The organism is Photobacterium frigidiphilum (assembly GCF_003025615.1).
In the GTDB taxonomy this organism is placed as follows: Bacteria; Pseudomonadota; Gammaproteobacteria; order Enterobacterales; family Vibrionaceae; genus Photobacterium; species Photobacterium frigidiphilum.
The window spans coordinates 1-14,841 of the sequence record NZ_PYMJ01000031.1; the positions used below are offsets into that span (position 1 = coordinate 1).

The following is a 14,841-nucleotide window of genomic DNA, read 5'->3' on the forward strand; positions in this document are numbered from 1 at the left end:
GATTCTCTCGATGAGCTTACAGAGCGCCAGCAAGCAGACGCCCGTAGTAGCATATCCCTCGCCCACGTAGCTATGCAGCTAGGCAAGCAGACCACTCAACATAATGACGCGGCACATAATGCGCACTAAAAGATTTTGGCTTTTAATGCTAAAAATGCATTTTTTGAACTACTGACCTCTGTTAAATCAACAACTTACAACCTAAAGAACCTGGCATGAATTCCATAGCGCGCACCGGCACTGAAAGTTTTGATTCTCACACTCAAAGTTCAACACTGTCTTTAACAAACCAAGCTAGAAACACTAAAAAAAACACCACTAATAACTCCATTTTACTATCTCCATAATTTACTCACTGTAATTATCATAATCACAGTAATCATGATAATTACTATGGTTCCAATGACTTACAACAAAACCCATCTTAACCTCATGCATTTTTAGGCTCCCGTTTTTCCTTCTTGCCACTTAGCTCCGATTTATCTTCATCATCAAAAATTGATGGCACTGCATCACGTTCACGATCTTTTTCAGGCTTAAGATGATCTCTATACGGCTCACACGTAACAAGCGTTGAATAAGATTGCCACTTAAGCTGAACCAGACACTCATTAACCGGAACAATCATCAACCCAAGGCTGTCAGGGTCAAAGATTTTGCGTGTTTGGCCCTGCACAAACGAGTATTCATAACGAGGACGCGTATCACCTTTGAAATAACTCATAGAACCAGAGATATAAACATCTGAAATACTGGAAGCAATAAAATCATTAAGGGCTTGGCGGTCTGTCATATTTGCCCGAAGCTGCCCGTTAGTTAACGGGAAAACTTGAATTAAATCCTCTGTTTCTAACGAACTCAACTTATGAACACGAAGTATTGAATAAAACACCCGCTTAAAATCATCAGACTTACTCACACCGTAAACCTTCAAACGACCATTAACGCCCGGGTCTACTACTACAGCCTTGGAAAAAACTTCCGATGCCATGACAAAAAACTGGTCTAAGGTTTTACCGCCAGCATTAACCGAAACGTTCGCGAAGACGGAGAACGGGAGCAACATCAGTAAAAATATTAACTTTCTCATTTAAACAATCCTTTTGATTCTCGTTTCTTGGCTAATTTTTGATTCTTATCTTGAAGATGCGGGTCAAACAAACCATTAGCAGCAACAGCCAAACAGAAATCTAAATCCATACTGTAAGCCGTCGATTGTTGGGTAACACATTTACACTCATCACCAACCGTAAAGCACATTAAATCAGGATAGGATTTTGGCTCGAGAACATTGGCATAAACGGGAGCCGTCCACGGCATTGATGGTACAACTGGCTGATAACTTGAAATCTCAGCTTCTAAGATAGTCATAGGAATTGGAGTTTCTGTTGCACCTGGTTCAACTTGATCAACCGTTGTTTCCTCATCACCAAAAAAGTCAGCCATGACATAAGGAATACCAACAAACAAAGTCAAAATAAAAGCAACAATCGAAACGGCCATTACCGTTAAGCCACGTTTAGCCTTCTTGCTTAACTTATTGTCATTAGTATCTAATTCAGTCGAATAATAAGAACCATATAATTCAGTTGGACGTTTTATAACATCCTTGTCAGCATCTTTTTTATCAAACGGATTGCTTATATCGATATACTTTTTCTTTTGAAAACGAGCAATTCGGTCAGCCCCTACCAATTCGTAGTGACGATGAAAGTTCATCATTCGTCTAATAAAAATATCGGAATGACTCCAATCCTGAGTAATAAACACCAAATCTTTACCCGTGTGTCTATGGGTAGAAATCGCATTTAACTCAGGAGGCACATCACCACGAGAACGCGTAGGCCAGAAGTGATGAACTTCATCAACAACAATAACTGACTGGTTAGGTAATTCAGTCCAAGCCTTTGGATTTGCAAATTCAGTCCAATGGAGATTAAGCGGTTTAACATCTTCAAAAGTCAGGTCAGACTCACTAAGACTGCGAACCTCTAACATTTCATCCAACACCGCTAAACGTTCTTTACTGTATATACGACGCAACCAGTAAAGCCAAACCTCCATAGGGTTGGTTTGATTAAAATCAATTTCAAGATATTGAAAATCTTCTATTTCTATTAATCGATCTTCACTTTTATGAATTTGACTAACACGACGATTTAATGCCTTGTTAACTTTGTTGTTGTGCATGTACCAGCCGTAAAACCAACCCTGAAACGAACACACAACATCATAATCAAGCATTAAACACGGAATACGATGATAGTAAATCTCACGCCCTAAAAATACCTCCTCACGACTAACCATAGCTACCGTGTTAAGAGTTTTCCCAGCACCGGGTAAACCTGAAATTCCATATAACATGACCTACCCCTTTATACTGGTTTGCGCCATGATGGAAGCCACTTTTTAGCAGACAAACCTTTCAGGCCAATAACAAATAAATGACCCGTTAGAATGACATTAATTGCTTCATCAACTCCGAGCAGCCCAAGAACGCCAGTAATATCTGATGTGATAGATTTCAAATTGCCATCTAACATATTCACAAACCAATCAAAACCAATATTAATACCTTCGACCGCTATCAATGAAAACCCAAGCATTAACGCCCCCTGAACAATAAATGCCATAAGAAACGGAATTAAACGCGGTAAAAAAGCAGTTAATGTTGCAACAAACCAAGCTAAAACCTGCATAATTCAAATCCTATAATGTTGAAATTCCACGACCAACAGTAACCGCCGCCATTACCCACGACATTGCAATTACAAATGGTCGCAACAATGAAGCTAAATCACAAAGCGGTTGATATGAAAAAGAAAGAGACTCACCTAAAACATTAAATTTAGAAGGCGCAGGACACTCAGCAACCAATGTAACGCCAGCACCATTTAAATATTTATTATCAACCGATGAAAAATCAACAGTCTCACCAATTAATTGGTCTACACCGCCTGAACCAATAATTCCATCAATACCACTAATTAACGAATCAGTTTTAATTTCTTCACAACGGTCTGTATGTTCCAGCTCAAGAAGCATACATATCAAAGCGTCACCGTCACATTCAAAACTTTGCTCACAAGCTGAAGTAACCGTTTTTTCTACACACGATTCATGATCAGGATTCTTTTCACAAAACCCTATTCCCGCCTCTGTCACTAAATCACCAATACCATCACTAATGTTTTCAAGATCTTTTAATGTGCCATCGTGATTAAACTTACTTAAATCTATTAATTTCTTTGCATTTTCCCTATTTGCCGCATCAGTCGCCGCCAACTGTGCCATCAAATCACTCATATGATTATTTCTTTTATCTTCATTCGCCATTAATGTTTCATTAATAGTATCTAATTTTTCATCTTCATCACCTGCATTTAATGATTCATTAATAGCATTTAACTTATCGACAATAGCCTTAAATTCAGCGTTATTATTATTATTTTTAATTGCTGAAAGTATTTTCTTTAATTCGGCATTGGTTTCATCGATATTATTATTAGTAGCTGCCATTTGATTAGTTTGTTTTTTTGCTTCATCAAATTGAGCAAATGCTTTATCAAGCTGACCCATAGTATTTTGACGAATAGCATCTAGATCTTCTTTGGAGAACTTACTATCAGCACTTAATTCAGAAGTTAACGAGGAAATATCATTTAATAAATCATTACTTTTATCTAACGCTGCATTACCAACCCCAAAACTTGCATCTAAATCAGCCAGCTTATCAGCAACAACTTTCTGACTTCTATCAAAATCACTAAAACCTTTTTTATTATCAATACCTAACTTTTTAATTGCATTTGTAAGCCCACTTAAATCAATGGGGGTTTCCGTACCAGTATCACCACCTCCAGTATCACCACCGCCAGTATCACCACCTCCAGTATCACCACCGCCAGTATCACCACCGCCAGTATCACCACCTCCAGTATCACCACCGCCAGTATCACCACCGCCAGTACCACCACCGCCAGTATCACCACCGCCAGTATCACCACCGCCAGTATCACCACCGCCAGTATCACCACCGCCAGTATCACCGCCTCCAGTATCACCGCCAGTACCACAGGCATCGCCCGTACAAGGTTTATTAATAGGCACTGAATTACAACCACCTAAAATAGCCCGAGCGTCATTATTACACTGATAAGTGTGTGTATTCTCATAACCAACGGAAGGATTATCCACACAAGAACTAATTGCACTACTTAACGCATTTCGCCCCGAGGATGTATCACAATATTTAAGCTCTTCACACTTACCATCACTATTTAATCCCTCACCATCAGGACACCCCGCTGGAGAACCATAAGGAAATGATTTTCGATAGCCACTTACCATTACAACGTGAGCAAAACCGCCACTGGCAGAAATACTCTTAACAACGTATTCACCCGGCTTCCAAGGAACTGTATCGGCACCAACATAACAAGAAGAAAAGGCACCAACATCTTTATAAGTACCCTCACAAGGCTGCCCCCCCGAACTAACAGAAATAAAAGCGGCAAATGAATTGGGAGCAAATAAAATAAAAAGTAATAAAACAAAGCGTTTTAAATTTCGCATATTCACCCCCCCAACAATATTGAAAAAGAAATTAACGTAAGCGCCAGAACATAAGCCGACAGAATCAAAGACGTATCCATAATATTCACCTACAAAAAAAGCGACCGAAGCCGCCTATATTCAAAACATCCAAAAGGAAGAGTATTAAGAGAAGATGGCACCCTTAACCCACTTAAATGCAACAGAAGTTGCAGCAGGAGCAAGTTTAGCAGCACCGATTGCAGCAACAGCAGCAGTTAAACCACCGATAATTGATACCGCACCAGATACATCAATGGCCCCTTCAACAGCGAACGCGGGTGCACCAATCGCCATAACACCAATACCAAGTAGTAATTTTTGAGCTGTAGTTGTTTTTTGTGACATGATTTTAATCTCCAATAGATTTACGAATAGCTTTAAAAACATAAGCTGTAGCAAGCGGAGCTATACCAGCAGCCATTAATTGCTTAATATCAGTTGCAGTAAATGCAATTTCAGCAATATATTGAACAGCCCACCCCGCAGGACAATCACCATTAATTAAAGGAACGGAGCAAGCTGGTAGATACATGATTAATTAAAATCCCTATTAATTATTGTTAAGCATTAAAAAGTCACCACCACAAACACAAAGTTCAACACCATCGTGACGAGCAAAAGTAAACAGCATTACTTTTTCACAATCTTGGCAAATAACTTTTTCGGCATGGTTTTGAGCAATTCTACCAAGAATACGAGCAGCAACTTTTTGTTCCATTTTATATATTGGCACTTCCGTGTGCATGGTTATTTCCTTTATTTAAATTAATTTATTTTTTATTTACTAGGTTGTCATCTAAAAATGACATAGAACCAATAACAGTAAAATCAACAACCACATCAACCAGCGGGTTTTCAGGGTCAGGCTCCATTTCCAAATCCAAGCGTGCAGGAAAATGAACCTTAGTGATTTTTTCTAACAAAGCATCTGACTTAATAAAATCAAACTTATCTGTTTTTGGATTACATTGAAAACCGTAACCAAACCCCTCACCTTTATCGTTTTTCCAAGAACGCACAGGCATAGCAACAAGAAATGACCCCATGCTATAAGCCTTGCCTGATTCTTTACCAATACCAGCGGAATGCTGACAACCCAAAATCAAAATCTTCTTACCCATATTATCCCCGAGAAAAATTAATTAAATTTGAATACGAAGGAGGAACGGAAATTCTATCCAGAACCTCATGCATAACTAAATCATCCAAATCAGTGGGGCGTAAAATCAACCCCATCACTTGGCCTATATCACCACCACAATGCGTCAATAATGCAGATAAAGAACTACTACACATATGACGTAACCAATTTGTTTTTTGTACCAACGTTAAAGCGGCTTTTTTTACATTCTTTGGTATAGATAACTTGACAGGTTTTGCAGATTCCAAACTTGCAGCAAACTCACACAAACCTGAAAATGTGCCTGACATATTCAATAAAATAGCAACGGACACTTTTTTAAGTTCAACTTCAGCACGAACCCAATTAACATCCGACTCCATTTGAAGCCCTTTGTCATAAATACGCCAACATACATTTGATTGCCGAGAGCCCACATAAAATGTGTCACCAAGAAGTTCACCATCGATAGAGTTTGAATAAACATTACTACACTTGGGATACTTACCCGTACAGCGCCTAAAAGCACCTTCAATGTAGGCTTTACGAGCCAAATCAACCGTTAAATAATCATCAAAAAAATCAATACATAAATCAATACGGCTTAATACCTGAACATCCAAAACCACGGACAACCAAAAATGCAAAGTAAACGGAGACAAATAACGAGAATCACACACCCTACGTCGATTGTTATCGAATACATAAGACGAACCAACACCAGATAATTCAAAAAAAACAGTATTATTATTACCACCAAAATTAACAGTACCGGCACGCAAACCATCAGGGGTAATCAAAGCAAAAGAGTCAGTATAAAAATTCTTACCCTTGCCATTATTGGGACCACAATCAAACCCCAAAACACCAGTGCAAAACTGACGGATACGAGCCATCAAAATCAATAAATATTGTCGTTTGTACAATTCAGAAGCCGCAGTGCGAGACTTGCCAGACATAGACTTATAATCAGGTTTTGGCATAGGGGTAAAATCAGGATTATCTTCAACTTTTATTCCAGACTTACCCGCCTTGTGAATAGTCTTAAAGTTTGAAATGGGACAAGACCAACTCAACCAATCACAAGCCACTTCCCTTTTCTTACATGCAACAGGTTCAGAAGCTAACGCAGGAACAACAATCTTTGCTTCCAAAACTGGATGTAATTTAGGAGAAGTAGTCATTAAAATGTCCATATATTTATTGCATGCGTGCATACTAACAACAAATAAAGCACGCTGTAAATACACATACACGCATGCACGCATAAAAAATGTCATAAAATGAAGCTAGAGTCACAAAAAAAGGTAAGCAAAATGAACAAACGTGGTGATACAACGGCAAGAATAAATGAAAACCGAAAACTAAAACTTCAAAGAAGCGCCATAAAGATAGGCAACGAAACAGGTGAGCTGCTCAAAATATCTGACATCATCAATTACTTAATCGACGAATACACAGAAGAAGCAGTACAAGACATAATCCACAAGAAAAAAAGAAAATAGCTAACGTTAAAAAATACACAAAATGGCTATGGAGAGAGCTGCAATGAAAATCAAAAGATAACCGCAGACGCTGAAAGTTCATAGGTAATAACCCCCGTATTACTAGACGGGGGTTTTTCAAAATTTCGGAGATATACGCGAGGAGTGATGCGGGGCGCTTCGCTTGCCCTCCACATCCCACCTCCAAACTAAACGAAAAGAAAAAGCGGCTTAGCAGGAAGGAAGGTTTCTAGTGATTTTTAAGTAGAGAGCCGCTGCGCGGAGTTTCGACCAGTTTCGACCTGGACCAAAATTTGAATATATCGCGTGGTCTTATATGGCTACGCCATGAAGTGCCTGCAATGCGCATTATTCGACATTATGTTACGGGCTAGCCTTTACCGACGATTCTCTCGATGAGCTTACAGAGCGCCAGCAAGCAGACGCCCGTAGTAGCATATCCCTCGCCCACGTAGCTATGCAGCTAGGCAAGCAGACCACTCAACATAATGACGCGGCACATAATGCGCACTGGGCTTGTTAGAACCATTTAGAAGTGTCAGGTTTGAGCCAGATAGAAATGTCATGCTGAACTAACTTCAAAACACCATTTACTTAATGTGTGCTCTGGAGCCAATGAGATGTTGCTGACTATGACTGATAACGAATTACTACGGATAAAACTGATCCAAGATATTTGTGATAAACGTATCACTGGCGTCGAGGCTGCTCGTATTCTCAGTTTGAGTAGCCGACAAATTTATCGTTTAGTTAAGCGTTTTATAGCGCTGGGCTCTGGCGGTTTACTGTCACTCAAACGTGGCCGTCCCAGTAATCATCGTCATGATGAGAGATTAAAATTACGGACATTAGCCATCATCCATGAGTACTACATCGATTTTGGGCCCACGCTTGCTCATGAGAAATTGGCTGAAGTTCATGACGTTCATATCTCGTTAGAAACTTTGCGCCAATGGATGATTGCCGATGGCCTTTGGGTGCCACATGCCAAACGCAAGCCGCGGATTTACCAACCTCGTCACCGTCGTGATTGCCTGGGTGAACTGATCCAAATCGACGGCTCACACCATGACTGGTTTGAAGGTCGCAGCAATAAATGCTGTCTGCTGGTATACATCGACGATGCCACCGGTCGTCTAATGAACCTGCGCTTCAGTGAAACAGAATCCGCCTTTGATTATATGGCTGCAACCCGCGAATACATCAATCAACACGGCAAACCGTCGGCCTTTTACAGCGATCGCCATGCAGTATTCCATGTCAGTAAACGCGATGCCGAAACCAAGCGACTCACCCAGTTTGGCCGTGTGCTCAATGACTTAAACATTGAGCTGATTTGCGCCAACAGCTCACAAGCCAAAGGCCGCGTTGAGCGTGCGAACAAAACGTTACAGGATCGCTTAGTGAAAGAGATGAGATTGCAAGGCATTGATACAATGGAAGCCGCGAATGCTTGGCTACCCGACTTCATCGCTGATTTTAACCGCCGTTTTGCAAAGCCGGCGAATTATCCCAAAAACATGCACCGACCATCACGCGAATCATCCGAAGAGTTGGACAATATCTTCGCGTGGCAAGAACTGCGTAAGCTGTCTAAATCACTGACATTCCAGTACGACAAGGTGATTTATTTAATTGACCCAACAGAACAAAATCAACGTTTGATCAATCAAGTGGTCAACGTTATCGACCGGCCAGATGGCACCATAGCCATTCAATACGGTCATCGAACGTTGGAATTTAAAATCTTCGATAAGTTGGCTAACGTTGACCAAGGCCAAATTGTTGATAATAAACGCCTCGGCGCGGTATTGAAATTTGCCCAAGAGAAACAACAAGAGTTCGAACAACAACACAAACGCAGTCGCAGTAAAAAAGCCCCTAAACGAACCGCTCAACAGCGTGCGGTACAACAATTACGGGCGCTCAACCCAGTCTTAGCCAGCCCTGAAGACTTCAAACCGAGCACCAAGAAAGGCTGACGTCCCTACTCTCTAGCCTATTTCTAAGCGGGATGAACTACCTTGAAAGGAGACATTTTAATCTGGGAATAAAGCAGGACATTTTAAATTGGGATAAACAGCGGATAAACAAGCAAAAAGGTCACGTCCGTGGCCTTTTCTCTAACACACTCAGGTTTAGTCTAGGTATACAGGGCTGATTTTTTGCATCCTGCAATGATGCGCATCAAGTTGAATATGTGACCTTGCTGTAATAATGGTAAAATATTCACTCCGCAAATTAAAAGTCAATTGATATTGCCTCAATGAATTACTAACCTTTGTAAACATTCACCACAAGGAGATACTCGTGAAGTCTCTATCTTTTATCTTATTCACGAACTCTATTTTTGTTTCTGCTTTCGTATCCATGACTGTGGTAGCGGCTATACCAACGACAACATCTGTTGATGTGATGCCATCACATTCTAGTATGGCCATTGATGATGAACGATTACTCAATGCACTTGTTTAACGCGAGGTAATTTGTGAACAAGCAACGGCATTGACTATTTACAACGAAAACAAACTGTACAAGAAAAGAAAAAAATACAGTAAGGAAAGACCAAACAATAAAAGATAACAACTTTCTCCAATGCCGATAATAATCAACATTTACCACTCACTGTACTGTTGTATCGGTTTTTAATCAGTAAATAACATCAATGGATCGTCTTGAGCATGACAAAGCGCCCATACCGTCATGACTCTTCCCTTTAAGGCCATTTTGCAGTGATAGCGAAATAGCCATTAAAACGTGAGTGTTAGATCTGTTCTTAAAAAAAGCAAAGGAATCAGTATGGCTATTACAAGAAAAAAGTTGTCAATATTGATGATATCATTATTAGCTAGCAGTCCGGTTTTCGCGAATAATGCTGAGAATCATCAACCATTACCACCATCTGGCGTCATTAATCTTGAGCAGAATATTTCGGTGCAGAAAGTTCAGCTTCCTGCTGATATTATGGCGCCGATTACAATTCCGGCGCCAACACAAGCCGAGCTTCGCGAGAAAACACCAATCAAAACTCGCTCTTTGATGGAATTTACCGATCCCAACAGTTGCCCTGATTATAATAATTTTGCCTCTCTGTCTGGCGAGGCGTTATTTAACTTTATCAGGAAAACTTCGGGTGAATGCATCGGTCAACTTTATCGTCGTAATGATTCAGTTGCTATAAATACTTATCAGTCATCTAAGGTTATTGATGTTGCAAGAAGAGCGGCTCAAATCGCTCAGACATATGATTCATCAACTGGCTATGATATGTATAACTTGTTCTATTATTTACGTGGTGCATTCTACGTAGAATACAATAATGATCAGCTGACTTATCAAGAGAATAAACCGCATCAGGCGATGCTTCCGCTGTTAGAAGCATATAGCCGTAATCCGCATATTTCTGAAGTGACTGAAGAGCAGGGAAGCACCTTGAGCGAATTCTTCACAACCTGGGATAGCAGCAAGAATTATCTCCAGAGTGTTGATGCTGTTACCCGTTACCTGAATGAATTCAGCCCTGAGCATTTGCAGAGCTGGGCACACCGTAATGCACTGACAAGCGCATTAACTGTGTTGTACCGTGCCAGCTGGAATGCGACATACACCAAGGCAGCAGAGCAGCATACAGCTCTTCGTCAGGCGTTATTAAAAGTTGCGAATTCAGAATATATCTATAACTCTGAATACAGTTACGAATCGACTGATGCGCTTAGAGAATACGCGCGCTTCCTTGAGTACCAGAGCTACTGGAAGCTGTCAGATGAATTTAAAAATGAAATTAATAACGGCATCGTGGACTTTATGACCCATTTTGAGCGTTATTCAAATCCTTGGGCGATAGCTGCTGGGCAGTTGGATACTTACAACCAGGGAGAATGTGAAAAATTTAACATCTGCGGCTGGAAGGAAGGTCTGGCAAATCAGGTACTGAGCATTCACTACTCATGCAGTGACACCATCAAAATCCGAGCTCAGAATATGACGCAGTCTGAGCTGCAGCAGTCCTGTGATCTGTTAGCAGCAGAAGAAACACTGTTCCACAAAATATTGAAAACAGGCAACCAACCGGTGACTGATGATTTCAATACTAATCTGGAAGTGAATATCTTCGATTCTGCTGATGAATACCGTAACTATGCAGGTACTCTGTTCGGCATCAGCACAGATAACGGGGGTATGTATCTAGAAGGTGATCCTTCAGTCGAAGGCAACCAAGCCCGCTTTATTGCTCACGAAGCGACCTGGCGTGATGACATTCTGGTGTGGAACCTGCGCCATGAATACATCCACTATCTGGATGGTCGCTTCAATATGTACGGTCCGTTCAATTACTTCCGTACTGATACTGGTAAGTCTGTTTGGTGGTCAGAAGGTTTGGCTGAGTATATCTCTCACCAGAACCTTTATGACGAAGCGATTGAATTTGCACGTCAGCGCAACTATAGCCTGAGTGAGGTGTTGAACAACAATTACTCTAGCGATCAAGATCGTATTTACCGTTGGGGCTACTTGGCTGTTCGCTTCATATTTGAAGAAGCACCTGAAATGGTTGATCAATTGATGGAATACACTCGCGCTGGCGATGCTATGGGCTGGCTGAATTACATCAACACATCAATCGGTTATTCACTGGATCAAAGGTGGTACAATTGGTTGCTGACCGTTCAAAGCGATGATACACCACTTGGAGGTACCACTCCAACACCGAGCATTGTGCCAGACAGCTGTAAGTACCAGGGGCCATATGGCTACGGTCAGGTTAACGATGGCGATACTGTTTGTGTAAGCAGCCGAGACGGTAAAGCCTACTATTACTTCTACGTGAACGATGATGTAGTAAGCATTGATATCAATACTGATCACGGCGAAGGTAATATTGATCTTTACTACAGCCCATATACTTGGGCGGAAACAAATTACTTCTCTGAGAAGTCAGCCAATACAGGTAATCAGGAATCTCTGACGCTCAACAACCCGCGAACTGGTTGGCAATATGTCACTGTTGTCAGCGCCCCTTTCAGTGAAGGTGCGAGCCTGAAATTGGACATGACTACTAATTAAAAAGTAAAACAAACGGCCTATTAGTTTTACTTTTCATCATAGGCATAGACAGGTATCTTCCTGTCTATGCCTCCAGACAAACTAAACTACTCAGTGAACCTCTTGAAGGGAAGTTATGTCAGGGAACGGTTTATCAAAGCACTCAAGAAGTGACGATTTACCGAGCTTGGAACAGCACTAATCCCGGCAGCCAACTTGGTCAATGGTGGTCGTTTACCCGTCCGTTAGGTAAGACAGCAGACTATAGAAAAGACTATGAAATCTGCTATCAATGGTCTCCACTCGATAAGCTCACACGATGTACCTTGAAGCCAGGAACAAGCGTTGTGGTGGGAAATGGCCAGAGCGCCAAATGTTCTGAGTATTTAAGTTACCCAGTTTCGGAGAAGCAGCAGGTTTTTATTACCAACGCGTCTGATGCGACACAAACCTGCGAGAACTATGACAGTGTAATGAGTTGGGAGCGTGTGGGAGATTAGGTGGTTTGATTGTGAGGAGGTGATAGCTACAGGGATGAACGAGTTTTGAGCTAGATAGTTAGGAGAGCTAGGGTCAGGTCTTGATCTTTGCCAAATTGAACTTTGGCTTACTTTTTCTTATGTGAAACTGTTAGTCAAAGGGAATAAGCTAAATCATTTCTATCCATTAACGTGTCAGTGAATCCTGTCTGACAGTGTGATCAAACTATTGTCTGCTGACTGTAGCAAACAGAACTAATAAAATGGTGGAGAGAGGTTGAAAGGGTGTAACTAACCGTTATATTTGTAAAACCAGTGGTCTTAGCCTGAAGCCGCTTGGTATGGAGTTCATAGTCGTTGAGGCAGGAATAACGTAAAAATAAAAAAGCCCCAGTCATAACAACAGGGGCTCATAAGCGTTTCTAGTTTCTAGTTTCTAGTATTTAGCTTTAAATCATTTTCTCAACAGGCTTCCAACGTGCGAGCTCAGCAGGTAATCTAATACCTTGAGCTGCAAGTAGGTTAATGCGTGCAAGATAAGCTGCACCGTGCATTAGGTGCTTAGTTAAATCAACAGCACGACGGTCTTGGTAATTATCTAAGTAACTGCCTTTTGCCCATGCATTGAATGCACCCAGAGCAGGACCTGCCCAAATTTGGTAATCCATCTCACGGCCTGCTTCGCCGGTATTTGACCAACGGCTTGAAAGACCAAGATACCAGCGGAAAATCAGTGCCATCTTACGCTTAGGGTTGCCTTGTGCACGTTCAATTTGCTTAGGATCACGTTCGTTAAAGTGAGCAACGGTTCCTTCCCAAATGGCATCTAGCGTTGAACGGAAAACCTGAGTTTCAAGCTTGTGGCGTTCGTCTGCTGGAATCGCTTCAATTGAATCGTAACGTGTGTAGATTTCGTACAGTTTGTTAGCACGCATTGGGAACAATGTACCGCGCTTCACAACTTGTAGTTTTACACCCATTTCGAACATGTCTGCTGCAGGAGCCATTGCAACATCAGCCATCTCGGTAGTCGCAAGCAGTTTACGAGTATGTTCACTTGCTCCTGCTTCAATACAAGCTTGGTTGATTGACCCTGTCACAATATAAGCAGCGCCCATATTGAAGGCAGCGAGTGCTGCATCTGGGGTTCCGATACCGCCACCAGAACCTACACGCAGGGGTGTTTTGAATTGGTGCTTCGCTTGAACCGTTTCTTTTAACGCTAAAATAGTAGGTAATAGCGTAACAAGAGGGCGGTTATCGGTATGGCCACCAGAATCAGCTTCTGCTGTAATATCATCAGCCATTGGTACAAGCAGTGCTAATTCCATTTGTTCAGCTGTGATACGCCCTTCATTAACTAAACCTTGAAGCAGCTTAGCGGGTGCAGGTTCCATGAACTTAATCGCCACTTCAGTACGGCTTACTTTCGCAATCACCTTGTTTGCGATAACGATCTCGCCTTGTGCATCACGGCTTAAGCCTGCTGCACGGTACTGAACGATTTGTGGCGTTAGGCCTAAGAATGCAGACGCTTCAACGGTACGCACTTTGTGTTTTAAAAACAGCTCAACGCTACCGCGCTCTAGTGCGGGTTCACTTGGGCTGTGGATCAAGTTAAACGCGTAAGGGCCATTAGGCAGCGCTGCTTGAATACGGTTGATTGCCTGCTCTACACGAGAAGGAATCAGACCTGCGGCACCAAACGAACATAAAATGCCCGCCTGACCTAATGCAATAACTAACTCTTCAGAAGAGATACCGTTAGCCATTGCACCAGCGTAGTAAGCATATTTAACACCGTGTACACGACGGAAATCATTGTCGCCTAAGCTTTGGGTGCCTAATGCTGGTGCGAAAGCACTTACTGGGTGTACATGGCTTGCACTTGCGCTATCACCAGATGTGATTTCAGCCTGCTGGCTAATGCCAACCCCTTTTTCAGGGTGATTCACGACGTAACAACCTAGGCTCAAATCTTTTAAAATTTTAGCCATTGTAGCGTTATCAAAGTGGGTCGCGTTTTCTTCAACCTGCCACGGCCATGGCGACAGCTTTTCATTATTCATAGTTTGCGTTGTCATATTCTATTTACCCT

At 41.7% G+C, this 14,841-nt stretch carries 14 protein-coding genes and 1 pseudogene; 5 read left to right on the plus strand and 10 right to left on the minus strand.

The window, feature by feature from the left end; translation table 11 throughout:
- Nucleotides 1-430: 430 nt before the first annotated feature.
- From C9J12_RS22690 to C9J12_RS22730, 9 genes are all read right to left on the minus strand, one after another.
- Nucleotides 431-1,090: a hypothetical protein gene (locus C9J12_RS22690; RefSeq protein WP_107244781.1), complete on the minus strand. Its 660-nt coding sequence runs from the start codon at nucleotides 1,088-1,090 to the stop codon at nucleotides 431-433.
- Nucleotides 1,087-2,364 carry a zonular occludens toxin domain-containing protein gene (locus C9J12_RS22695; protein WP_107244782.1) on the minus strand — a complete coding sequence of 426 codons (1,278 nt, stop codon included), beginning with the start codon at nucleotides 2,362-2,364 and terminating at the stop codon, nucleotides 1,087-1,089. Before C9J12_RS22695 ends, C9J12_RS22690 begins: the two co-directional genes overlap by 4 nt.
- Before the next feature lie 11 nt (nucleotides 2,365-2,375).
- On the minus strand, nucleotides 2,376-2,699 hold the full coding sequence (locus C9J12_RS22700; RefSeq protein WP_107244783.1) for a DUF2523 family protein: 324 nt from the start codon (nucleotides 2,697-2,699) through the stop codon (nucleotides 2,376-2,378).
- A 10-nt stretch (nucleotides 2,700-2,709) separates the two neighbouring features.
- Nucleotides 2,710-4,575 (minus strand): virulence factor TspB C-terminal domain-related protein, encoded by a 1,866-nt coding sequence (locus C9J12_RS30805; protein WP_107244784.1) that lies wholly within the window; start codon nucleotides 4,573-4,575, stop codon nucleotides 2,710-2,712.
- A gap of 144 nt (nucleotides 4,576-4,719) precedes the next feature.
- Nucleotides 4,720-4,941 carry a major capsid protein gene (locus C9J12_RS22710; RefSeq protein ID WP_107244785.1) on the minus strand — a complete coding sequence of 74 codons (222 nt, stop codon included), beginning with the start codon at nucleotides 4,939-4,941 and terminating at the stop codon, nucleotides 4,720-4,722.
- 4 nt (nucleotides 4,942-4,945) lie between these two features.
- The gene (locus tag C9J12_RS22715) at nucleotides 4,946-5,128 is read right to left on the minus strand and encodes a hypothetical protein (RefSeq protein ID WP_107244786.1); all 183 of its coding nucleotides are present in this window, start codon (nucleotides 5,126-5,128) and stop codon (nucleotides 4,946-4,948) included.
- An 18-nt stretch (nucleotides 5,129-5,146) separates the two neighbouring features.
- Nucleotides 5,147-5,341 carry a hypothetical protein gene (locus C9J12_RS22720; protein WP_107244787.1) on the minus strand — a complete coding sequence of 65 codons (195 nt, stop codon included), beginning with the start codon at nucleotides 5,339-5,341 and terminating at the stop codon, nucleotides 5,147-5,149.
- Nucleotides 5,342-5,366: 25 nt separating this feature from the next.
- A complete protein-coding gene (locus C9J12_RS22725) occupies nucleotides 5,367-5,717 on the minus strand; it encodes a hypothetical protein (RefSeq protein ID WP_107244788.1) in 351 nt (116 codons plus the stop codon).
- A gap of 1 nt (nucleotide 5,718) precedes the next feature.
- Nucleotides 5,719-6,900 (minus strand): replication initiation factor domain-containing protein, encoded by a 1,182-nt coding sequence (locus tag C9J12_RS22730; RefSeq protein WP_170111853.1) that lies wholly within the window; start codon nucleotides 6,898-6,900, stop codon nucleotides 5,719-5,721.
- Nucleotides 6,901-7,032: 132 nt separating this feature from the next.
- Here C9J12_RS22730 and C9J12_RS22735 point away from each other — a divergent pair, with 132 nt between their 5' ends.
- From C9J12_RS22735 to C9J12_RS22750, 5 genes and pseudogenes are all read left to right on the plus strand, one after another.
- Entirely contained in the window at nucleotides 7,033-7,221 is a 189-nt protein-coding gene (locus C9J12_RS22735; RefSeq protein ID WP_107244790.1) for a hypothetical protein, read from the plus strand.
- 632 nt (nucleotides 7,222-7,853) lie between these two features.
- Nucleotides 7,854-9,203: an ISNCY family transposase gene (locus C9J12_RS22740; protein WP_107244832.1), complete on the plus strand. Its 1,350-nt coding sequence runs from the start codon at nucleotides 7,854-7,856 to the stop codon at nucleotides 9,201-9,203.
- Nucleotides 9,204-9,531: 328 nt separating this feature from the next.
- Nucleotides 9,532-9,696 (plus strand): hypothetical protein, encoded by a 165-nt coding sequence (locus tag C9J12_RS30810; protein ID WP_170111854.1) that lies wholly within the window; start codon nucleotides 9,532-9,534, stop codon nucleotides 9,694-9,696.
- A 324-nt stretch (nucleotides 9,697-10,020) separates the two neighbouring features.
- Nucleotides 10,021-12,285: a M9 family metallopeptidase gene (locus C9J12_RS22745; protein ID WP_107244791.1), complete on the plus strand. Its 2,265-nt coding sequence runs from the start codon at nucleotides 10,021-10,023 to the stop codon at nucleotides 12,283-12,285.
- An 80-nt stretch (nucleotides 12,286-12,365) separates the two neighbouring features.
- Nucleotides 12,366-12,764, plus strand: a pseudogene (locus tag C9J12_RS22750) (hypothetical protein); the annotation flags it as partial.
- Between the two features lie 428 nt (nucleotides 12,765-13,192).
- Here C9J12_RS22750 and pfaD read toward each other — a convergent pair.
- Complete coding sequence (pfaD, locus tag C9J12_RS22755; protein WP_107244793.1) at nucleotides 13,193-14,827, minus strand: eicosapentaenoate synthase subunit PfaD; 1,635 nt, start codon at nucleotides 14,825-14,827, stop codon at nucleotides 13,193-13,195.
- Between the last annotated feature and the right edge of the window lie 14 nt (nucleotides 14,828-14,841).

Excerpts from the sequence above, each read along its gene's own strand:
- C9J12_RS22735 (WP_107244790.1), top strand. The coding sequence starts at position 7,033 with ATGAACAAACGTGGTGATACAACGGCAAGAATAAATGAAAACCGAAAA.
- pfaD (WP_107244793.1), bottom strand. The coding sequence starts at position 14,827 with ATGACAACGCAAACTATGAATAATGAAAAGCTGTCGCCATGGCCGTGG.
- C9J12_RS22690 (WP_107244781.1), bottom strand. The coding sequence starts at position 1,090 with ATGAGAAAGTTAATATTTTTACTGATGTTGCTCCCGTTCTCCGTCTTC.
- C9J12_RS22700 (WP_107244783.1), bottom strand. The coding sequence starts at position 2,699 with ATGCAGGTTTTAGCTTGGTTTGTTGCAACATTAACTGCTTTTTTACCG.
- C9J12_RS22740 (WP_107244832.1), top strand. The coding sequence starts at position 7,854 with ATGACTGATAACGAATTACTACGGATAAAACTGATCCAAGATATTTGT.
- C9J12_RS22715 (WP_107244786.1), bottom strand. The coding sequence starts at position 5,128 with ATGTATCTACCAGCTTGCTCCGTTCCTTTAATTAATGGTGATTGTCCT.
- C9J12_RS22710 (WP_107244785.1), bottom strand. The coding sequence starts at position 4,941 with ATGTCACAAAAAACAACTACAGCTCAAAAATTACTACTTGGTATTGGT.
- C9J12_RS22695 (WP_107244782.1), bottom strand. The coding sequence starts at position 2,364 with ATGTTATATGGAATTTCAGGTTTACCCGGTGCTGGGAAAACTCTTAAC.
- C9J12_RS22745 (WP_107244791.1), top strand. The coding sequence starts at position 10,021 with ATGGCTATTACAAGAAAAAAGTTGTCAATATTGATGATATCATTATTA.
- C9J12_RS30805 (WP_107244784.1), bottom strand. The coding sequence starts at position 4,575 with ATGCGAAATTTAAAACGCTTTGTTTTATTACTTTTTATTTTATTTGCT.
- C9J12_RS22730 (WP_170111853.1), bottom strand. The coding sequence starts at position 6,900 with ATGACTACTTCTCCTAAATTACATCCAGTTTTGGAAGCAAAGATTGTT.
- C9J12_RS22720 (WP_107244787.1), bottom strand. The coding sequence starts at position 5,341 with ATGCACACGGAAGTGCCAATATATAAAATGGAACAAAAAGTTGCTGCT.
- C9J12_RS22725 (WP_107244788.1), bottom strand. The coding sequence starts at position 5,717 with ATGGGTAAGAAGATTTTGATTTTGGGTTGTCAGCATTCCGCTGGTATT.